At 50.8% G+C, this 20,157-nt stretch carries 18 protein-coding genes and 1 pseudogene; 10 read left to right on the top strand and 9 right to left on the bottom strand.

Annotated features, from left to right (window positions below; all coding sequences use genetic code 11):
• Window positions 1-47: 47 nt before the first annotated feature.
• The 7 genes and pseudogenes from FPZ45_RS06190 to FPZ45_RS06220 form a co-directional block, all read right to left on the bottom strand.
• Window positions 48-827: pseudogene (locus tag FPZ45_RS06190) on the bottom strand (SDR family NAD(P)-dependent oxidoreductase).
• 32 nt (window positions 828-859) lie between these two features.
• Window positions 860-2,017 (bottom strand): GNAT family N-acetyltransferase, encoded by a 1,158-nt coding sequence (locus FPZ45_RS06195; RefSeq protein WP_144699514.1) that lies wholly within the window; start codon window positions 2,015-2,017, stop codon window positions 860-862.
• On the bottom strand, window positions 2,014-3,333 hold the full coding sequence (locus FPZ45_RS06200; protein WP_144699516.1) for a F390 synthetase-related protein: 1,320 nt from the start codon (window positions 3,331-3,333) through the stop codon (window positions 2,014-2,016). Before FPZ45_RS06200 ends, FPZ45_RS06195 begins: the two co-directional genes overlap by 4 nt.
• Window positions 3,330-4,190 (bottom strand): MBL fold metallo-hydrolase, encoded by an 861-nt coding sequence (locus tag FPZ45_RS06205; protein WP_144699518.1) that lies wholly within the window; start codon window positions 4,188-4,190, stop codon window positions 3,330-3,332. The genes FPZ45_RS06200 and FPZ45_RS06205 overlap by 4 nt, the downstream gene beginning before the upstream one ends.
• Window positions 4,187-5,185: an NAD-dependent epimerase/dehydratase family protein gene (locus FPZ45_RS06210; RefSeq protein ID WP_144699520.1), complete on the bottom strand. Its 999-nt coding sequence runs from the start codon at window positions 5,183-5,185 to the stop codon at window positions 4,187-4,189. Before FPZ45_RS06210 ends, FPZ45_RS06205 begins: the two co-directional genes overlap by 4 nt.
• Window positions 5,182-6,423, bottom strand: coding sequence for an ATP-grasp domain-containing protein (locus tag FPZ45_RS06215; RefSeq protein WP_144699522.1), 1,242 nt, complete (start codon window positions 6,421-6,423; stop codon window positions 5,182-5,184). The genes FPZ45_RS06210 and FPZ45_RS06215 overlap by 4 nt, the downstream gene beginning before the upstream one ends.
• Window positions 6,413-7,414 carry a beta-ketoacyl-ACP synthase III gene (locus tag FPZ45_RS06220; RefSeq protein ID WP_144699524.1) on the bottom strand — a complete coding sequence of 334 codons (1,002 nt, stop codon included), beginning with the start codon at window positions 7,412-7,414 and terminating at the stop codon, window positions 6,413-6,415. The genes FPZ45_RS06215 and FPZ45_RS06220 overlap by 11 nt, the downstream gene beginning before the upstream one ends.
• 257 nt (window positions 7,415-7,671) lie before the next feature.
• Between FPZ45_RS06220 and FPZ45_RS06225 the strand changes: the two genes are divergently transcribed.
• From FPZ45_RS06225 to FPZ45_RS06255, 7 genes are all read left to right on the top strand, one after another.
• Complete coding sequence (locus tag FPZ45_RS06225; protein ID WP_144699526.1) at window positions 7,672-8,775, top strand: amidohydrolase family protein; 1,104 nt, start codon at window positions 7,672-7,674, stop codon at window positions 8,773-8,775.
• A gap of 110 nt (window positions 8,776-8,885) precedes the next feature.
• Window positions 8,886-10,955 carry a serine hydrolase domain-containing protein gene (locus FPZ45_RS06230; RefSeq protein WP_144699528.1) on the top strand — a complete coding sequence of 690 codons (2,070 nt, stop codon included), beginning with the start codon at window positions 8,886-8,888 and terminating at the stop codon, window positions 10,953-10,955.
• Between the two features lie 147 nt (window positions 10,956-11,102).
• Complete coding sequence (locus FPZ45_RS06235; RefSeq protein ID WP_186438279.1) at window positions 11,103-12,710, top strand: GMC family oxidoreductase; 1,608 nt, start codon at window positions 11,103-11,105, stop codon at window positions 12,708-12,710.
• Window positions 12,711-12,848: 138 nt separating this feature from the next.
• Entirely contained in the window at window positions 12,849-13,268 is a 420-nt protein-coding gene (locus FPZ45_RS06240; RefSeq protein WP_144699532.1) for a DUF1259 domain-containing protein, read from the top strand.
• Between the two features lie 55 nt (window positions 13,269-13,323).
• The gene (locus FPZ45_RS06245) at window positions 13,324-13,743 is read left to right on the top strand and encodes a DUF1259 domain-containing protein (RefSeq protein ID WP_144699534.1); all 420 of its coding nucleotides are present in this window, start codon (window positions 13,324-13,326) and stop codon (window positions 13,741-13,743) included.
• Window positions 13,744-13,820: 77 nt separating this feature from the next.
• Window positions 13,821-14,204, top strand: a complete 384-nt coding sequence (locus tag FPZ45_RS06250; protein ID WP_144699536.1) for a YmaF family protein — start codon at window positions 13,821-13,823, stop codon at window positions 14,202-14,204.
• A gap of 160 nt (window positions 14,205-14,364) precedes the next feature.
• Window positions 14,365-15,177, top strand: coding sequence for a DUF2935 domain-containing protein (locus tag FPZ45_RS06255; RefSeq protein WP_144699538.1), 813 nt, complete (start codon window positions 14,365-14,367; stop codon window positions 15,175-15,177).
• 6 nt (window positions 15,178-15,183) lie between these two features.
• Here FPZ45_RS06255 and FPZ45_RS06260 read toward each other — a convergent pair whose 3' ends face one another.
• Window positions 15,184-15,864 (bottom strand): L,D-transpeptidase family protein, encoded by a 681-nt coding sequence (locus FPZ45_RS06260; protein ID WP_144699540.1) that lies wholly within the window; start codon window positions 15,862-15,864, stop codon window positions 15,184-15,186.
• A 229-nt stretch (window positions 15,865-16,093) separates the two neighbouring features.
• Between FPZ45_RS06260 and FPZ45_RS06265 the strand changes: the two genes are divergently transcribed.
• On the top strand, window positions 16,094-16,666 hold the full coding sequence (locus FPZ45_RS06265) for a dihydrofolate reductase family protein (protein ID WP_144699542.1): 573 nt from the start codon (window positions 16,094-16,096) through the stop codon (window positions 16,664-16,666).
• Between the two features lie 43 nt (window positions 16,667-16,709).
• Here FPZ45_RS06265 and FPZ45_RS06270 read toward each other — a convergent pair whose 3' ends face one another.
• Window positions 16,710-18,143 (bottom strand): DHA2 family efflux MFS transporter permease subunit, encoded by a 1,434-nt coding sequence (locus FPZ45_RS06270; protein ID WP_246120366.1) that lies wholly within the window; start codon window positions 18,141-18,143, stop codon window positions 16,710-16,712.
• A 271-nt stretch (window positions 18,144-18,414) separates the two neighbouring features.
• Between FPZ45_RS06270 and FPZ45_RS06275 the strand changes: the two genes are divergently transcribed.
• Window positions 18,415-19,002, top strand: a complete 588-nt coding sequence (locus tag FPZ45_RS06275; RefSeq protein ID WP_144699544.1) for a TetR/AcrR family transcriptional regulator — start codon at window positions 18,415-18,417, stop codon at window positions 19,000-19,002.
• Between the two features lie 117 nt (window positions 19,003-19,119).
• Window positions 19,120-20,136, top strand: coding sequence for an ROK family transcriptional regulator (locus tag FPZ45_RS06280; RefSeq protein WP_144699546.1), 1,017 nt, complete (start codon window positions 19,120-19,122; stop codon window positions 20,134-20,136).
• The last annotated feature ends 21 nt before the right edge of the window (window positions 20,137-20,157 follow it).

Below are 20,157 nucleotides of genomic sequence, written 5' to 3' on the forward strand. Positions count from 1 at the left end.
GACGGCAGCTTCGATCCAGCGCCAGGGCAGCAGCTTCCATGCCCCAATCAACAAGCGCGTGCCCCGACCGACCGGATATCGCAGCCGCCTGGAGCGTCTCTGCTCGGCAAGCCGGACGACAAGATCGGCGACTTCTTGCGGGTCCGGTGACGATTCCGCCGTTTTCCTGGAATAATGGAGCAACTTGGACAAATGAGCTCGTACGGGGAGTTAGGCTTCGTATGCATACTCGCGAAGCCCTTGCTCCAGATCGACGTTCGGTAAGCGCCCGGCTCTACCAGGCAAACCCGGATGCCCAGCGGCGACACTTCGTGGCGCAGGCTTTCGCAGAAACCCTCGATCGCAAACTTGGAGGCGGCGTACGCGCCATACCCGGGAAAACCGATTCTACCGCTGACGCTGCCGATCTGAATGACGGCGCCTTCTCCTTGTTTGCGCATTTGTGGAAGGACGGCACGCGTCATGGCGACGACACCAATGAAATTGGTCTCCATCTGCGCTCGCCAAGCTTCCATAGGTACTTCTTCCACGCATCCTCCTACAGCGAAGCCGGCATTGTTCACGAGCACGTCGATACGGCCATATCGCTCCAAGTTCCATATCACGGCTTCCTCGATTGAGGCAGTATCCGTAACATCTAGTTTGATAACGACGATTCTGTCGCGAACGCCCAATCACTCGGCTTCCTGAAGGAGAGAAGATTGCCTATCCAGATCTCGCATGGTGGCGACGACGCGATAACCTTGGCGCGCCAGAGAGACCGAGATCAACAGGCCGAAGCCGCTGGAAGCCCCTGTCACTAGCGCGATTTTTTCATTTCCATTCATCCGAGTTCCTCCTCTTCATCTATCGTCGAATGTTATAGCTTAAACTTGCGCAGAAGGGGAATGCCGATTCCGGTAAGCAACTTCTCCAGCATCACCCAAGTCCAGCGGCGGCGAAGCGGCAAATGACGAATGTGAATCGCCGTGTATTCGATCTCGGCGACGGCGCCTCTGTTGCGCTTGAATTGGGCTGCTCCGGAGCTCTCGTGAAGCAGTTGTCCGCGTCCGATCCCCAGATCGATCAATAAAGCGGAGAGCATCCTGTACAAACCGAGTTCCTGTGGTAGCGATGTATCGTATCCGAATAGAGGTGTCGTCATCGCGCCGTCCCGGGCGTAGAAACCGAGTACGGCATCAAGCCGATCTTCTCGGCGAAAGCCGTAAATTTCTAGCGTGCCTTCACTTAGCATCTGTGCCAGAAATGCCTCCGTGAATTGCGGATTGTGCCAAGAGTACTTCTCCAAATAAAGCATACGATACAGTTCCGCGATACGAGGGATGTCGGCTTCTTTCACGCTGCCCGGTCCGACGATCTCGTAGCCGTGCTTACCGGCTAGGGCGCGATCTCTTTTCAATAACCAGCGAGATTTGGCATTGCCGAAGCCTGAACCTTCATCGGTCCGCAGCAGATAGATCTGACGGCTCGGCACGAAGAGGCAGTTCCGGGCCCGTAGGCGCTCCATCTCCCGGAAATTCATCGTCGGATTTAACGACCGAAAAGCGATCGCATGCTCGGGGAAAAGCGAGAGCAACTTATCCAGTGCGGCCTCCCATTGATCGCCGTCGAGATTGGGATACAGGTTAGTCGATAAGAGCCAATTGTTGACGTGTACGACACGATTAAAACGCGAACGCTTTAACAGCAATCCGATTCCCGAGAGCAGCACCCCTAGTACTGCGATCAACACCCGATTGCCTAGAAGCGCCAATTCCTGTTTCGCGTAACTGACATAGTGCGTATAAGGAGAACAGACGTAAGAATTGTCGTATTCCGCTTCGTTCACCGTGATTGGAAGCGGAGTTCCATCAACGGAGAGGACGAGCATTCGCGTGTGGACGTTCCCCGCGAATCGTTCGACCCCTTGTTCCAGCATAGGGAGCAGATAATGTTTGGCATAGCGGCCGTATTCGGTGTCGGGCCAAGTATACGAACCTATCTCCGAAGCATCGTACAGTTCGATGCGCGGGCTCACGGTTGAAATCTCCGTTCGACGCGCCGAAGTTTCACGGCTCCAGTCGCGTGAGAATAAGGGGCAAATTCCAACTTGGGGATGCGGCAGCCCAGACGAGTACACAGTTCCGCAATGGCGTGCCGTACGCGTGCCTCCACCGAAGCGTGCCGATCTTCCGGCAGCTCCAGCTCGATCCTCCATTTGTCCAACGCCATCTGAACCGCTCGATATTGATGGATATCGGATGAGGCTCCGATAATCGCGCGAGTGATGAAGTCGGGGTACACGCTCACCTGTTGGCTTTCCGAAACTTTGCCTGGCGCGAAGAAGATATCGTCGCAGCGGCCCTCGATACGTTCGATGGCGGTGAAGGGCGAGCCGCAAGGGCAAATCTGCTCGCTTTCGGTGAGCAGATCGTTAAGCCGATAGCGGACGATCGGCTGAGTCGTACGGGAGAAGTCGGTGACGATCGGAACGAACGTGCGGGATTTGCCTGGCACGTATTCCTTTTCGATGTAGACTAGATCTTCATTAAGATGAAGCGTGCCGTGCGAACAGGTGCAGCCCAGAAACCCTTCGGTGCACTGATAAATCTGATGGACGGCTTGGCCGAATGAATCGCCAATATATTCCAGATCCAGAGGATCGAGCACCTCGGCGACGGAGATGATCCGGAGGGGCCGGACGTCCAGTGTGCCGGAGCGTAAAGCCTCTGCTATCAAGCGAAGCACGGAGGGAGGGGCCGCGATCACGTCGGGCTGCTGGCGACCGAGACGCTCGAGATGATCTGCCATCGGATCAAGCAGATCGTAAAAGGCGAACGAGAGGCGGCGACTTCTAACGGACTCGTACAGGATACTATTCGCGCGCAAGAAGAAAGCGATCGATGCGCGGGAGAAGAGCGATACGGGCAGCATCTTGCCGAGCATCGCTCCGGCCCATCCCGCGCGTTCACGTCCGCCGACGAGAAACAAACCGCGATTGCCGGACGTACCGGAGGACAATCCGACCGTTACATCTCCGATGGCGGGCTTGAAGTTACGCGAGTTTTCGGCCGCATCCGAGACAGCGAAGGCTTGCGTTCTGGTGATGCCCAACGTATTTAACCGATCGAAGTGTTCCATCATGATCGTCTTGTCGATCGAAGGGAACGTTCGCCATTGCTCGGCGGGGATCGGACCCCACCAATCACGGTAAAAAGCAGATCGTCTTCGCACGTTCTCGACGTGCCGGACAACTCGGCGCTCGCGAATCCGATCGAACGCTTCGCGATCCGTGCGTCCGCCGCGCCGCCTTCCCATGAGATAATACTTGATAAATGTAATCGCGTTTATCATAAACGGCGAACCTCCTTGCATGCGATATCGAAAAACTCCCTGCAATGGCTTGGTACCACGATCAGCTCAGGGTCCGCGGCTTGCCAACTCCGCAGCCGTTCGAACGTCTCTCGATAAGCTTTCCGATCGGACATGACCAAGCCGGCGACCGGGTGAGGAGGGCGGTTCTCGCGCAGCGCCCGGCTCGACCAAGAAGCATCGGCACAGAGTAGTACCCTGGCATTAACGGTGGAGAGCAGCAGACCGATCTGGCCCGCGGCATGTCCAGGCAGATCGATCGCGATTAGGCTGCCGTCTGCGAATAGGTCGCACCCTCCAGAAAACGGAACTTCCTTGGGCAGCGGGACGTACGGGGCTATGCGTTCGATCGGCATCGCTTCATCCGCGAAACCGTCCGGCAACAAACCCGCAATAAACCCGGCACGGGTCGCGCCGATCGGGCCAAGCTCACGTACGGCTTCATAAGAACGCTGAGGATATAGGAATCGGGCGAAGGGGAAATCTCGCGCTCCCCCGATATGGTCGGCGTGAAAGTGGGAGAGAACCACGTAACGGACGTCTTCTGCAGTAATTCCGATTCCGGCGAGTCTGCGGATGGCGCTATTCGCCTCCTGACGGACTGGCGTAAGACGCCGATACAGCGACAAGGGCAACCGTTTCGTAAGTTCCTGAAACCGCGGGGAATAACCGGTATCGAACAGAATCCATCCACGCGAAGGGTGGCGGATGCAAGCGAAGCCCGCCGGATAAGCCGCCGAACGAAGGGAGCCGCCCCGCAACGTTACGAATTCGGGATGAAGGCAATACCCGGCCGACATTAACAACGCTTCAACGTGAACCGTTAGTTGATGATTCATGCTTTACCGCTCCTCCGCCAGGCCGCGAAGCGGCGCAGTCCATCGTCCAGGCGGACGTGAGGTTCGTATTGAAGCAATCGGCGCGATTGTGAAATATCGAGCGTCTGGCTGAAGGCGAGCAATCCGACGGTGTAACGAGTGAAGGGCGGCTCGTGCCCAAGCCAGGGGAGTACGCGGTAAAGCCATTCCAGCCCTCGGCCCGCGGCGAGCGCCGCCGGGCGGGAGACGGATCTGGTCCGAAGCGGTATTCCCAGCAGGCCAAATACTCTGCTGAGCAGATCGATCACTTTAACCGGTTCGCCGTTCGTGAGGTTGTAAATGCGCCCTGCGGCGTTTGCCGGCGCAAAGCAGGCGCGTATTAGACCTTCGACGACGTTATCTACATAAGTCAGATCAAGCTGAGCTTCGCCCCCGCCAACGAGCGGAATGCCCCGCGATTGGTTGGCGTGAAGCAGGCGGGGGAACAGCGAGTTGTCGCCAGGGCCGAACACGCCTCTTGGACGAAGGATGATTGCCGATAAGCCTTTGACCGCTGCGCCTGTTACGATACGTTCCGCAAGCAGCTTTGTCGCGGCATAGGCATTCGCGGGTTTGCGGGGAAGCTTGGCCTCTTCGGAAAGATTAAACCCGTCGACGTAATCGAAATAAACGCTTGATGTCGACACATGCACGAGCCTGCGCACGCCGTGCCGCAGACAGCCGGATACGATGTGCTGCGTTCCGGTGACATTGCTCTCGTAAAAATCGCGGTAACGCCCCCAAGGAGAGGACAATGCCGCGCAGTGAATCACGTACTCCTGTCCCGCGCACGCGGCTTCAGCCTCCCGCTGGTTACGCAGATCAGCTTGAATGAAGGGGATGCCTTGCGCAGCCAACATCCGTCCCGCATCCGGATCGCGGCCAAGTCCTGTAACTTGCCAGCCCATATCTCTAAGTCGCATGGCCGCCGCTCGCCCCAGAAAACCAGTCACGCCCGTCACAAGTACATTCGTCATCGATCACCATTCCATTCTATATCCAATGTCGAAGCCTCTTGCATAGTCAGTCCGTTGCGGCGGGCAATTCTGCTCGTCCATGCCAGCAACCGGAACTGCTCCAAGAAAGGCTTAGGGTCATCACGCCGATAGACGACATCGCGGCTGTTCCAGAAAGCGCGCAGCCATTGTCCGAATGCCCGCTCTCCAGCGGCTTGAAGCAGCCCGTAAGATAACATCGCGGCAGACAGCATTGCACCTTGACCATTCCCTGAAGCAGGCATCGCCAGCGATTCTGCCCCAAGCAATCGGGACGGCGACAGAATCGCCTCGGCAAGACCTCCGTTTGTCCCGAACAGATGGACCCCGCTCGTCGCCCGTGGATTGCATTCCAGCGGAGCGATAGTGCCATCCGGCAAGATCATGAAATCGAACGCGATCTGGCCGGTAAAGCCGATCTGCTCTACAAAGCGCCGAACCCAGTCCAGTAGGAGGGGCTGAAAGGACGGCGCATAGTGAATCGTTGCGCCACGCCCAGCACGAAAGCGGCTGCGGTAAGCGACGTGCGCGGCAAGCTCTCCGCCATGCGCCACGCTGTAGGTACACCATTCTTCGCCGCGAAGAAGCTGCTGCGCCACCCAGGGATAACGGGGCGACGCTTGCGATTCCCGTAACTTGCGAATCATTTCCTGCCGCTGATGAACTGACAATAGGCTGCTGCTTGTATCGAGCAACTGCGTGCGTGAAGCGAAGCGGGAATAAGCCGGCTTCAGCACGATTCCCTCTTTGAAGCGGGCATCTTCTAGCAGCGGAACCCATTCTTCCGGAGATTCGATCTGTAATGTTTCCGGCACCTTGAATCCGAGATGCTCGGAGAGTCGGATGAATTTTCCTTTATGATGAAGACGCTCAAGCTCGTCTATCGTTGGGGCGAATATCTGGCAGACACCTTCGAACCAACTCGACTCGCGAGCAATATGAAAGATTTCTTCGCAGGTCGGCACCAGTATGTCGATGCCGCACGTTTCGATAATCGATCGGAGTGACTTCGCGAAGTCGGACGGGTTGTTGGCCGGGTCCGGTACGGCGAAGCTACGTTCCACGAATCGGGATACCCGGCACAAATGATAGGGAGCGGATTCGGCTGCAAAGACTCGGTGTCCTGCAGCTTGGAACAGGCGGGCCAGTTCCAAGGCGGCGGGTGATCTTCCCCCGGTGAGAAGAATGCGCATGGCACCCGACTCCGCGTTAATAGTCAAGAATCAGCCCTCCCAACGTAAGTCCCGCCGCCGTTCCGATCAGCAACACGCGGTCTCCCCTCGCGATCCGGCCCGTCCGGATAGCTTCATGAAGTCCCATCGGTATGGAAGCGGCGATGGTGTTGCCGTGATCGGGGGTAATATACACAAGCTGCTCTTCGGCGATGCCCAGTTTTTTGCGCATTAGGCGGATGGCCATTGCGCTGCCTTGATGCGGCACGACAGCCTTGAAATCAGACATTTTCGTGCCGGCGGCTTGCAGAAGTTCCTCCGTGAAAGGGGGAAGCAAGCGGGAAGACATTTTAAAAATAGCCGGTCCGTCCATCTGGAATAAATAATCTTCCGGATTAGCGGGAAGAGGACCGCGAGGATGGCGCTTAGTTCCGCCAGCCCGAATCTCGGATAAATTCGCTCCGGCACTGTATGTGCGCATGGCCGATTGAACGACGCCGGACGGTTCGCCCGCTTCCGCCGGTCCGAGCACGACTGCGGCAGCGCCGTCTCCGAACAGGGCGGCGCTTTCCTTGTGCGTCCAGTCCAGGCCGACAGAAGCGATCTCGGACGATACGATCAGCACATAACGAAATCTTCCGGCCTCTATCATACAAGACATGGCATCGATGGCGGCAAGGAAGCTTAAACATGTCGAGTCGATATCGAAAGCGGGCACTCCGGATTGCTCCTGGCCCATCGCCCGTTGAATGAAAACAGCAGAGCAGGGCAGGGCTTGTTCTTTGGACCCGCTGGCGCCGACAAGACAATCCATGTCCGAGAATCTGAGATTCGCCGCTTCCAATGCCGCGAAAGCCGCTTTGGCGCCCATGGACGACGCCGTGTCCTCGTCGGTCGCAAAGTGGCGGACGGCGACGTCAGACACGCGTCGTGTCCAGCCAGGCTCGGTTCCGAGCCTTTCATCCATTTCCAGATCCGTGACCGGAATACCCGGCAAATATTTACCGGTTCCGTATATTTTGACTTTGCGTTTGTTCATGGGGATACTCCTCTCCGGCGCTATTGCTGTTCGTACGATACGATTCCATTATCGCGCGGGGAACGTCGGCCGGACAGTACCAATTCCGCTTAGTACCGTCATCATTCGACCGTGAATCATTCAATTCGACAGAAAAAAGAGGAATCCTGTCAAACAAGATCGTCGCGGGATTGGGTCATCTGGTTATCGGACAAGCCCCAATAGCAAACCATTTTCTGCTAAACTAGAATTTGGAAATATGAAATGGAGGAATCGCCATGTCGAGAAAGAAACACTGTTATCTTGTAATCGCCGTTTTGACCGTAATCGCCGTCTGTCTATTCGGATGTTCGACGTACAAGCAAACGGTCGTAAAGCCATGGACTGAGTACGTACCTAAGAATGAAACCGCTCTCATAACCGATATCAGAAAAAACAAAGATCCTAACAAAGAGCTGTACGAAGTTTACGACGAGTTGACGGTCATCGACATTCATAATCATGATGCCGCGAATCCTAGCGCGATTTATAAGTGGGGAATGTACGGAATCGACCGCATCGTTCTATTCGGGAATATTTCCGAGCCGAGTGCCCAAGAAACCGATAGAATAGCGTGGGAGCAATATCGCAACGAATCTTCGCATGTATATCCTTCCTTCGCGGGATTTCCGATTTATGAAGAGGAAGGAGTAACTATCGTGCAGCAAAACCTGGAGAACGGGTATTTGAATATCGGAGAGGTGGCGGCCGCGTCATCCTTCTCGCCTGTCGTGTCGAAAGTGGAGTGGAAAGCGGAACATCCCAATGACGGCAACTTCCCTAAGATTTATGATCTTGCCGCCAAATATCGGGTTCCGATACTTCTTCATATCGATCCGCCTAACGGAGAGCCGATCGCGCATCTGGAGGAAGCCCTGGACGAGCATCCGGATACGGTCATTATTTTTGGACACGCCAACGCGTATAACCCTCCGTCCAATATCGAGATCTTGCTAGCCAAGCATCCGAATCTGTACATCGATTTCTTCGCGGGGTTTACGGCATACAACGGCGAAAGCACGAACAAATTGGAAGATTTCGTGCCATTGATCGAGAAATATCCGGACCGATTCATGCTGTCGACGGATTCCGGCTATGGCTTGACGACGGAGGAGGCGGCAAAAGCGTTATACGAGCTGATCGATCTGCTCTCGCCGGAAACCGCGCCGAAGGTCGCATACCAGAATTATGAAAGGTTGATCGAGCTGCAGCCGCCGACCGATACCCAGATCCGGACGATCAAGTCGTTATCTGCGCGCGCCGGGAAATACGAAACGTATCACTTAAACAAGAGAATGGCCAATGAACTGATATTCGAATTGACGAAAATGACGGAAAAGTAACCAAGGTTATGTGCTATTTTATTATGCAATAATTTCCTTTACATAAAGTTAATCAAGCTATACGCTTTAATGAAGTTAATTTTACAAAAAAACATTCCAGGAGGTATGTGATGAGAGTTAAAGGGTTCAGGTTGTTGACTGTCGGGCTTGCGTTGACGATTCTAGCTCCGACCGGGGCAATGGCCGCAGGTCAAAGCGATTCGCTCGCATTTGAAACGACGCGCAAGGTCGCGGCGGAGAAAGCCGAACTGCTCACGGGAACTTACCAAACGCCTAGCATCCAATATGCGCTCATCGATCACGGCAAGATCGTCGTATCCGGACAATCCGGACAAAATGACGAGCAGGGCAAGAAACCGCTGACGGCGCAAACGATGTACGGTATCGGATCGACGAGCAAGATGTTCACGACAGCGGCCGTCATGAAACTGGTCGACGAAGGGAAAATCGATTTGGACAAGCCGGTCGTCAACTATGTCCCCGATTTTAAGATGAAAGACGAACGATACGTGAAAATTACGCCGCGCATGCTGCTGAATCATTCGTCCGGTATTTATGGCTCTTCGCTCGCAAGCTCGTTTTTATTCGATGACAACGATACATTCGCTCACGATTCGCTGCTTGAGCAACTTGCGAATCAGAAGCTGAAGGCCGATCCCGGCGAGTATTCGGTATATTGCAACGACGGGTTCACACTCGCCGAAATTATGGTCGAGAAGGTCAGCGGAATGGACTTTACTTCTTTTATTCATCAATATTTTACGGGTCCGCTCAACATGTCCAATACGAAGACGCCGCTCGATCGCCCTGACACGGTCGGTATGGCGGGGCTTTATTTTCCTGTTTACGCCGGACAGCTGCCGAACGAGTCAGTCAATGTCATCGGAACCGGCGGCATCTACTCGACGGCGGAAGATTTGGTCAAATTCTCGCAAATTTTTACCGGAGATGCCGGAGGCATCTTATCGGCGAAATCGACTACCGCTATGGAACAAAAAGAATATAAGAGAGGGATGTGGCCGGACGAAGCGGATACCTCGATCAATTATGGGCTCGGCTGGGATAGCGTCAACCTGTTCCCGTTCGGCGAGTATGGCATCAAGGCGCTCACCAAAGGCGGAGACACGGCTCTATACCATTCTTCGCTCGTCGTACTTCCCGAACAGAAAATGGCGGTTGCCGTGGTCTCTTCAGGAGGATCCAGCACGACGGATCAGCTGCTTGCGAATGAAATTCTGCTCCACGCGCTGAAAGAAAAAGCCGTCATTACCGATATGAAACCGGAGAAATCGTACGGAAAACCGGAAAAAGCGGATATGCCTTCCGACCTGCTGAAGGCAGCGGGGATATACGGAGGGACGAATCAACTGATCGACGTCAAGATTTCCAAAGAGGGAGATATGACGATCACTTCCGTGCCAATGCCGCACTTACCGGCGGAGAAATATGCGTATACCGCGGACGGCTCGTTCTTGAGCGCGGATGGGAATGTGAAGATCAATGTCGTGAAGGAGGACAATGGCCATACTTACTTGTGGACCCGGGCTTACGCCTCGCTCTCGGGACTCGGACAGTTGGCCTTGTCGCAATATTCCGCCGAGAAGCTGGAACCGAATGATCTGAATCCGGAAACGGCTGCCACCTGGAAAGAGCGAAACGGCAAAACCTATTATGCGATCAGTGAAAAGTACACCTCGATCACGTACATGCTGCTGCCTACCCTCAAGTTGAACATGTTCCAGGAAGCGCCGGGTTATGTGATGGACCAAAAAATCATCGGTCCTAATGAATCGGCAAGCGATCTGAAGATACCTACGACGGCCGGAAGAGATACTCAGGCCTACAGCTTCAATAAGATCAACGGAGTCGAATTTCTCGAAGCCTCCGGCAGCGTATTTATTAGCGAGGATGGCGTGAAGCCGATCTATGCCGGCAAAACATCGTCGACGACGATCCCCGAAAGCGGTTATGCCAAATGGTATACGATTCCGCGGAAAGCGGCAGGCAAGACGATGCAGGTAACCATGTCTGCCAATGGGGCATTCGCCGTATATGACGAGAACGGTACTTGTCAGTTTTTCAGCGTAATCAGCGGCAATCATCCATTCTTACTGCCAGACGGAGGCGTGATCGTCTTCGCCGGCGAAGCCGGTTCTAAATTCGAAATTTCATTGAAATAGTTCCATCGTTTATTTGCCGCCTGGCATCCCTCATCGGATACAGGCGGCTTTTTAATCCGCCTATTTTTTTTATACTTACAAGCACTTGTGATATGGGGAAGCAATACTCTACATTAGCCTATCGGAGGTGTTAATGTGGAGAGAAAAATGATGGTTGACTATATCATTATCGGAACAGGACCAGCCGGAGCGGTAATCGCCAAAACTTTATCGGATGATAAAAAGAGTTCGGTTCTTCTTTTAGAAGCGGGCGAGAACAATGATAAGGATAAGCCCATTCGGGATTCCACATATGCGCCGAGCTTGGAAGAACATTTTTACCCCAAATATTTTTGGCAAGGAGAAGGGGCACCTCAAGAAGGGCTAGATGACCGGGCATTCGAATGGACAACGGGTCGGCTGTTGGGCGGGGGTTCGTCGATCAACGGCGAACAGTATGTGCGGCCTACATCCGCGGCATTCAGGGAGTGGGCAAAGCTGCTTGGTCCGTTGTGGTCGCCTAAACGCGCCATTCTTCGCTTCAAAAAATTGGAGAAATATAATGGTCGATCTAACAATCGTCTTTCCCGCGGTTATCGGGGGAGAATCGACATCAGACAGGCACCGAAAAACCCGACAACAATGGCCAATAAACTCGTCGCGGCAATCGAACAAGCGACCGGGTATGATGAAATACTTGATTATAATGATCCGCGTACCCCGCTTGGGCCGTTCAAATGCTGGCAGCTGTATCAAAATCCGGACGGTACGAGAGAAAATTCTTCGAGGGCCTTTCTGTCGTCGGATATTATGCGACCAAATGGACTTGGCGTTAATAAGCGGAAATTAAACGTCTTCTTTAATTCAACGGTACTCCGCGTTTTATTTCTCGATAATCGTGCGAATGGAGTGGAATTTTTAAAGGAAGGCACGCGCATGAGAGCTTTTGCTCGAAGAAAGGTCATCATTTCGGCTGGTATAAATAGTCCTCAACTTTTAATGCTTTCGGGAATCGGTCCCGCTAAACTTCTTCAACAAGCAGGCATACCCGTCGTATACGATAATCCCCATGTAGGTCGGAATTTAAGAAACCATACGCTTAACTTTGCATCTTTCTCAACAAACCCCTCGGATCATGCATTACCCTCGAACGACCCGAATGCCTTGTATACAGGAGGAGCCTTCTTACCGGACCCTATCGGGAAAAACCCTTCCAGACGAGCCGTTCAACTCATTGGCATGGCTGGCGACGGAATGCTCAATATTGCGATTTTATTCTTGCGTCCCAAAAGCCACGGCAGTATTCAAATCCAGAATCGCGACCCCTTAAAAATCGTATTAGCGGACGAAGGTTTTCTGGCGAATCCGGATGATCTGGAATCCGTAAAAAATGTTTATAAGATTTATATTAAGGAGATTGCGGCGCAGCTTGAAGCGATTGATCCTTCCTATCGACTCGTTTCTCCAACCTTGGATGAGATTGATGACGATTCCCGACTGGAAGAGTTTATTAAGCAGAATTTCGATCATAACCATCACCAACAAGGATCATTGCGTATGGCGCCCCTAAAGCGAGGTGGGGTTGTTGACCGTCGAGGTAGAGTGCATGGGGTACGGGATTTAATCGTTGCGGATGCGTCCATTATTCCGTTTACCGTCGACGGCAATACCTCGGCCGCTGCTTTTCTCATCGGTTATACGATAGCCCGGCAAATCAAGATGCAAGCTAAAAATCGCAGGAGGATCGCTAATCTTTATAAAGATCATGAGGAATAGCCTGTTGGTTGAACCATAAAAGGGGGAAGGGCTCGATTATCGAGCCCTTCTCTTTATTTTTGTACCATAGGGACCCGTCCACTACATTATTCTTCTTCGTTCATAGGTTATTCAGATTACGATTAAAGGAGGATTTATATGGCGGCACAAGTGAAGGTGAGCCCTCAATTCAAAAGGCTTTGCACCCAATTTGGAAGAATTCTGGGAGGCGAATCGGAAGTAGACGAAGGTCCGGTTTGTTTTGTCACGCGGATGACGAATTTAAGGGAAACGATCTTAGGGATAAGAACACGTTCTCCTTTGGTTCAAATGCAGATGTTCTCGTTTGAATCTCTTGATTCATCGGGCCGCGCGCTTTGTTTGGGCGAGACTGCCTTACATCAAAATCAAGTAAATCGATTAATATCGAATCTCCGTAAACGGGGAATAAAAGTGACCGCAATTCATAATCACTGGCTGAATGAAAATCCTCGTTTGATGTATATGCACTGGGAAGCCATTATGAATCCAGTCGTATTTGCAAGAAGGACAAAAGAATCCATCGCATTTTTGGGATAGTACAGACGTGCGATTAAGTCTTATTCTATGATCTTATTTGAAAGGATGATTCCGTATGGCAACAGTGAAAGTAAGTCAGCAATTTAAAAGACTGTGCGACCAATTTTCAACCATATTAGGCGGAACGGAACATGAAATTACAAAAGGACCGGTTTGTTTCGTCAGCAGAAATAGAAGATTTAACGCTACGATATTAGGAAGACGTACCACATCTCCATTGGTCCGTTATCAACTTTTCTCGTTTGAATCGCTGAACAGTTCTGGACGGGCACTCTGTTTAGGGGAAACGGCTCTCTTTCAAAATCAAGTCAATCGTTTGCTGTCCAATCTTCGCAAAAATGGAATTCAAGTAACGGCAGTCCATAATCACTGGTTGTTTGAAAATCCCCGCCTTATGTACATTCACTGGCAGTCGGTCGACAATCCCATTGCGTTCGCAAGGAAAGTAAAACGTTCTATTGCTTTCTTGGGTTAAATCAATCATGAGGAATGAACGGAACAAATCGCGATTGAATATAATGTCCGAAAAAAGTAGGCAGGTGTTCACTCGCGATGGAAATACCAATTAGCGGTTTCCTCGTTCATTCCGACGATCCCAACGGCGAACATTCCCACATGTTATTTCTCACGTCTTGGGACGGCAGACCTGTTCACAGTCACTGCTTTGCTGGCGCAACCTCTTATGATTACGGTCATTCTCACGAATACGCGGGTCTAACCGCACCGGCGCCTTCGGGCGTTCCTCACGTTCACGAATATCAGGCAGAGACGACATTCAACGACGGACATATTCATTTCATTCGCGGAACGACGGGCGGTGCCATACCTATTTCGGGCGGTGGCCATTATCACTATTTTGAAGGATTCACAACGGTTAACGGCAGTCATCCTCATTCGCATGCATACCAAGGGCACACTGGTAATGAAGTAACGTAGAAGACTTGAAATGAACGGATAAAATTCGCTTTTCGGCCTTTCACGATCCTTAAAGGGATACGGAAGGGCTTTTCTTTTGTCGAACTTATTGCAAGGCATAAGTCCAAGCGCTTTATACATACGGTAGGTGTGACGAAGGATTACAGGGGAGGCGTCGCTTGTGTCCGAAGAGTTTGTCTCGCGTTCGCTTGAAGAACTCCGGTTCTGGTCGAGAATCATGAAAGAACATTCTCTATTTCTCAAATTGGGTTTCAGATGCGAGGATAAGCAATTGATTAGCGAGGCCGATCATTTCTATGCTCTTTTCGAGTCAATCGAGAACAGGGCGAACGCTTTTACGATTGGAACGGATCCTAACGTAATTAGGAAGTTTAATGAGGAAGTCTATCAAGCGGTTTCGTTTATTTGGGCATTCAAAAGAAAGGTATTAGGATTAATCGTCACTTGCCAGCTTCCAGGAGCGAACAACTTTCCTTTGTTAGTTGATCATGTGAGCAGGGAGGCTAATTATTTCAGAAATCGATTATCGGAGTTAAATCTAGGCAGATTGGAGCCTTTACCGGATGCCATTATTGACGAGAACGTATTTTTCCTCAGAATTATGGCAGACCACGCAAAATTTATTAGCCACCTTCTGGACCCTTCCGAACGGAAACTCGTCGAGCAAGCCAATCATTTTAGCCAAGAGTTTGATCAATTGTTATTCCAGGCAAGAGATTTGGAATCGATGCGTCCTCAATCGCAGACGGTACCTCTTCTTGATCAATTTCTGGATCAGAACAGAGTTTCGGTTAAATCTCTTCGGGACTTTAAGAAAACGGCACGCGATCTCATTGAAGCCTGCAGGATAAAGAGTATTATTCATCCATTGTTAGCAGATCATGTTTTCCGCGAAGCAGAACATTTCTTGTTCATCATTGATATGTTCGAAAACAGTCTTACGGGAAAACCTGTTCAGATGGACGTACATTAAATCGCTTCATTCCAACAATCCCAACCGAAAATAAACTTGCGACGTAATCACGCCGTTAGGAGTTAAGCCTTGATCCCGTTGAAATCGTTTGAGCGCCGCGGTCGTGTCCGATCGGAACTTGCCGTTGCAGTTTCCCGTGAAGTACCCGGCGCTTTTCAATCGGGATTGAATCAACTGCACCTCGCCTCCGACGTCGCCTTCCGCCAGATCCCTAGGTTCGTGATTAGGATATCCTAACAGATGTCCCATAATGCTGACCGTGGTTCCAATCGGAATCATGTCATACAATTCCTTGACATCATGATTTCGCATGCGGATGCAGCCATGGCTTAAGTGTTGGCCGATGGAATAAGGCTTATTGGTGCCATGGATCCCGTAATTTCCCCATGGAACGTTTAGGCCAAGCCAACGCGGGCCGAAGTAGGGGGCCCAATCTTTTCCTTTAAAGACGATTTGGTATTCTCCGACCGGGGTTGGGGTTGATGGATTGCCCACGGCAATCGGATAGGTTTTAAATACCTGACCCTGTGCTTTTACAACCATTCGATGGCGCTGTGGGTACACTTCTATCGTATAGATTCCTTGATTTGCGATAATCGGAAGGGGAGGGTCGGCATAAACGGGAGACGGCGCCAATTCTTCTGTCAGGCACCAAATCAATAATATGGCAGTAAGAAATCTTTGCATCTTAGATCACCATTTGCACATTATTTGATATGAGTTGTAGATTGCCCCTGTGGTCGAAAATCATACTTAAAATCATATAATTAACAGAAATAAAATTATGTTAACTATATGCAGGTAACTTCGTCGAACTTCGGGACAAGATATAAAATACAAAAAAAGGAAGCGCACGTACGAATCACGAATACTTGTAATCAATAAAGATTCAATCTTTATTCGAGGAGAGTGCGTGATGAGAAAAGTAATCTTTCAAATGATGGTAAGCCTGGATGGCTTCGTCGCGGGACCAAACGGGGAGTCCGATTGGCACCATGTGGATACGGAGTTTATTGATTACTCGATCGAACTGTTAAGAAGTGTAGATACTCTTATTTTTGGCAGAAAGACTTATGAATTAATGGCTGGTTACTGGCCCACCGTACAAGCCAAAGCAAACGACCCTATTACGGCAGACTATATGAATAATTTAAAAAAGATAGTCGTTTCGAAAAAAATAGAAAAGGTGGAATGGGAGAACTCAATCCTGGTCAATGAAAACGTGAGCGAAGAAATCTTGAAGCTAAAGCAACAAAATGGTAAGGATATCGCCATTCTAGGCAGTTCTGAACTAGCATTATCTTTAAACCAATTAGGATTGATAGATGAGTATCGAATCATTATTAATCCAATTGTTTTAGGAAATGGAAAATCTCTTCTTCAAGGCATTCACGATCCGTTCAAGCTAGAAATAGTAGAGACCAAGACGTTTCGCACCGGGAATGTGTTGCTGATTGGGAAAGAGAAAAGAAAAACTGATCTCGCCTAAAGCCGAGATCAGTTTTTCTCTTTATCGCTAACGTGTTCGAGTATTAGGCTTCCGTAACCGTGCGATTACTAACAGCTTCAGCTTTAACATCGGAGGCTTGCGCCGTACGTTTGATGAAGATGGAAAGCAGCAGCGCAACGATGCCAAACCCGATAATGACAACATAAGAATCGTTAATGCCTTGGATCGTCGATGCCGTAACTAACTGCTCTTGCGTCATGCCTGCCGCTCCTGCGGAGGCCATCATGTCCATGGCATGCGATTTCGTGCGATCCATCATGATCGTCACGAGCAGGGAAGTGCCCATCGCGCCGGCAACTTGCCGAACCGTATTCGAGATGGCGGTGCCATGAGCATTCAATTTAGACGGCAATTGGTTGAGGCCAGCGGTTTGCAAGGGCATCAGAAGCAAGGCCATCCCGATACGTCGGCCCGTGGACATGAGCAACAGATACGTATAACTGGTGGAATCCGTCAAGTCAATGAAGCCGATCGTCGTGAGAATCGTGATGATCAGCCCGATTACCGCTAGCCATTTCGCGCCGAAGCGGTCGAATAGTTTGCCTGCAGCAGGCATGAGAACGCCCATTACGATCGCGCCTGGAAGCATCAGCAAACCGGATTCGAGAGCGGTATATCCACGGGCATTCTGCAAATAGAGCGGAAGCAGCATCATATCCGCATACATGACCATCGTAACGGCGATGTTGATCACGGTCGTCAAGGTGAACATGTTGTATTTGAAAGCCCGAAGATCCAACAGCGGTTTATCCGATACGAGCTGGCGCCAAGTAAACAAGCCAAGCGAGACGACTCCGACAACGATCGTCGCGATGACTTCCGAACTAGACCACCCTAGGCTGCCGGCACGACTAAATCCGTACAACAAAGCTCCGAATCCAGCGGTTGAAAGCAAGACGCTGAGAATGTCGATTTTCGAATGGACCCTTTCAGATACATTTCTCAAATAAAGAAGACCGAAGACGATGACGATGAGGGTAAGCGGGATCATTCCGTAAAACATCGTTTCCCAAGCGTAGCTTTCCAGAATATATCCGGCAATGACAGGACCGATCGCAGGCGCGAAGATGATCGCTAACCCGACCATGCCCATCGCGGCACCGCGGTTGTTGGGAGGGAAGATCGTCAATATCACGTTCATGAGCAAGGGCATGATAATACCGGCACCTGCTGCCTGAATCATGCGCCCGGTCAAAAGGGTAGGGAAGTCCGATGAGAGAGCGGATACGATCGTCCCGGCTAGAAAGATCCACATTGAAGCCTGGAAGAGCTGGCGCGTGGAGAAGCGCTGCATCAAGAACGCCGTGATAGGGATCAGCACGCCGTTGACGAGCATATAACCTGTCGTTAGCCATTGGGCCGTCGCGGCCGTAATGTCGAACTCGCCGATCAGTTTCGGAATGGCAACGGTCATGACCGTTTGATTCAGCGTGGCAAGAAAGGCGCCTAAGATCATGACGAACAAAATCGGCCCCTTCTTAATCCTGCTTGGATCTGCTGTATTGCTGTTACTCAACTTCATCATCCTTCCGCTGAATGCATAGACTTAATTTACAATGTGTTGTATAGTTTACATTGCATAAATTACATTATATGCGGACAGCCTTCTTTGACAAGCGACAGATTCGCGGAAAGTGTCTATAAGTAATAGTTGGTTTCGCTTACAGTCGTTTAAGTTCAAGAAAAACAACAGCTATCGTAAAACTGTCGTATACGGAAAGGACGAGATGAGATTGAATGAACGGCCGAAGCAGACGGATCCTCGAATCGTTCGCACGCGTCAGATGCTGAAAGAGGCTTTCGTGGATTTGCTGGAGGAAATGGATGTTGAGAAAATCACGGTGAATCGTCTCGCGGAACGGGCCACGATCAACCGCGTAACGTTCTATCTTCACTATAAAGACATTCCGGACTTGATGGACAAGCTGGCGCAAGAAATGATCGAGGAGGTTCAAGGAATCTTAACCGAAAAAACGGCTGCAAGTCCTATTCCGTCGGATCAGTTGATTAAGCTTTTAGAACATATTGCGGCAAACGCGAAATTTTTCAAAATCGTGCTCGCTTTCAAACGAATTCCGATTTTTTCCGATAAGCTTTTAAGACTCCTTTCCGAATTGATTACGGAGCGAATTGAAAGCAAGAGACATGACTCTAACAGTTCTAAGGTACAAATTCAGAAGGATATTGCGATATGGTTTGGTTCTTCCGCGTTGATTGGCGTGATCATTTCTTGGCTACGTCATGATATGCCGTATTCTCCACGCTATCTAGCCGATCAATTTTTATTGCTGACGTCGGCACGCTCTAAGGAATGACCAAGAACAGTGAGCTACAAAGATGGTTGCCAATGACTACAGTCTTCTGCTATGATGATCTCAACTTATTAAATGGATTTAATAAGTTGGCTCATTTTCCGACGAAAGGCATTGATCATGATGACGAACGTGTACAAGGAGCCTCAAGCGATTGTTCAGCGTATTCGCGCAGGACTAATTACGATGGGAAGCGCTACGAAAGCGGAACTAAGCCAGCGCCTCGGGATTAGCTTCCCCACGATCAGCAAGTTTCTGGCTCAGATGGAGAAGGACGAAGAAATCCGCTACACGGGCGATGACGATTCCAGCGGGGGCAGAAGGGCAAAGCGTTATACCTATGATCCGGAGTATATGTTAGGATTAGCCATTTTTATCGAGAAAACGGAGACCAATTATTCGATATTCAATTGCATCGGGGAGATCAAGGAACAGGGAGCTGGCCCGAGCGTATTACAGCAAGACGTGGATGTGCTTGGGGATCTTATTGAAACGCTGATCGAGAAATATCCAAAACTGCGTTCCATTGCCATCGGAGTGCCCGGTGCGGTAAACAATGGACGAATTATTTATATTCCGCCGTATCGGCAATTCTCCGATTACGATTTGAAAGAGGAATTTGAATCCCGCTTCCAAATACGGGTCGTCGTCGAAAACGATATGAACGCCGCGGTGCTTGGATATGCGTCGAACTTCGAGATTGAGAACGAATCGTTGGTATATTTGTATTTCGGACAAAACGGACCAGGCTCCGGAATGATGATCAATGGCGATGTCATTCGCGGGAACACATTTTTCGCGGGCGAGATTTCCTTCGTGCCGCAGTACGACAACCAAACTTTCCGACAAGCGCTGCAACAAGGGAACCACGACAGCCGGACCGTTCTATCCGAAGAATCACAGATCGATGCCGTTGCCCGCCTAATCGCTACGTTCGCTTCCATCACAAACCCCCGTGCGGTTATTTTTTGCGAAGATGAAGTAAACGAAACGATTTTGTCTCGAATCGCGGAACGAAGCTCGACTTATATTCCTAAAGAACATCTTCCGCTGCTGTTGAAGCGCAACTTGAGTGAGGACTACTGGAACGGCTTACAGCGTTTAGCGCTTGATCAGATGATTGCGGATCCGCTATAGAAGGAAAAGGAGTAACCGGAT

Source organism: Cohnella terricola (assembly GCF_007786475.1).
Classification (GTDB): Bacteria; Bacillota; Bacilli; order Paenibacillales; family Paenibacillaceae; genus Cohnella; species Cohnella terricola.

Coding starts and splice junctions, on each gene's coding strand:
- FPZ45_RS06225 (WP_144699526.1), top strand. CDS start 7,672: ATGTCGAGAAAGAAACACTGTTATCTTGTAATCGCCGTTTTGACCGTA.
- FPZ45_RS06235 (WP_186438279.1), top strand. CDS start 11,103: ATGATGGTTGACTATATCATTATCGGAACAGGACCAGCCGGAGCGGTA.
- FPZ45_RS06280 (WP_144699546.1), top strand. CDS start 19,120: ATGATGACGAACGTGTACAAGGAGCCTCAAGCGATTGTTCAGCGTATT.
- FPZ45_RS06205 (WP_144699518.1), bottom strand. CDS start 4,190: ATGAATCATCAACTAACGGTTCACGTTGAAGCGTTGTTAATGTCGGCC.
- FPZ45_RS06260 (WP_144699540.1), bottom strand. CDS start 15,864: ATGCAAAGATTTCTTACTGCCATATTATTGATTTGGTGCCTGACAGAA.
- FPZ45_RS06230 (WP_144699528.1), top strand. CDS start 8,886: ATGAGAGTTAAAGGGTTCAGGTTGTTGACTGTCGGGCTTGCGTTGACG.
- FPZ45_RS06270 (WP_246120366.1), bottom strand. CDS start 18,143: ATGATCTTAGGCGCCTTTCTTGCCACGCTGAATCAAACGGTCATGACC.
- FPZ45_RS06275 (WP_144699544.1), top strand. CDS start 18,415: ATGAGATTGAATGAACGGCCGAAGCAGACGGATCCTCGAATCGTTCGC.
- FPZ45_RS06200 (WP_144699516.1), bottom strand. CDS start 3,333: ATGATAAACGCGATTACATTTATCAAGTATTATCTCATGGGAAGGCGG.
- FPZ45_RS06210 (WP_144699520.1), bottom strand. CDS start 5,185: ATGACGAATGTACTTGTGACGGGCGTGACTGGTTTTCTGGGGCGAGCG.
- FPZ45_RS06265 (WP_144699542.1), top strand. CDS start 16,094: ATGAGAAAAGTAATCTTTCAAATGATGGTAAGCCTGGATGGCTTCGTC.
- FPZ45_RS06245 (WP_144699534.1), top strand. CDS start 13,324: ATGGCAACAGTGAAAGTAAGTCAGCAATTTAAAAGACTGTGCGACCAA.
- FPZ45_RS06220 (WP_144699524.1), bottom strand. CDS start 7,414: ATGAACAAACGCAAAGTCAAAATATACGGAACCGGTAAATATTTGCCG.
- FPZ45_RS06250 (WP_144699536.1), top strand. CDS start 13,821: ATGGAAATACCAATTAGCGGTTTCCTCGTTCATTCCGACGATCCCAAC.
- FPZ45_RS06240 (WP_144699532.1), top strand. CDS start 12,849: ATGGCGGCACAAGTGAAGGTGAGCCCTCAATTCAAAAGGCTTTGCACC.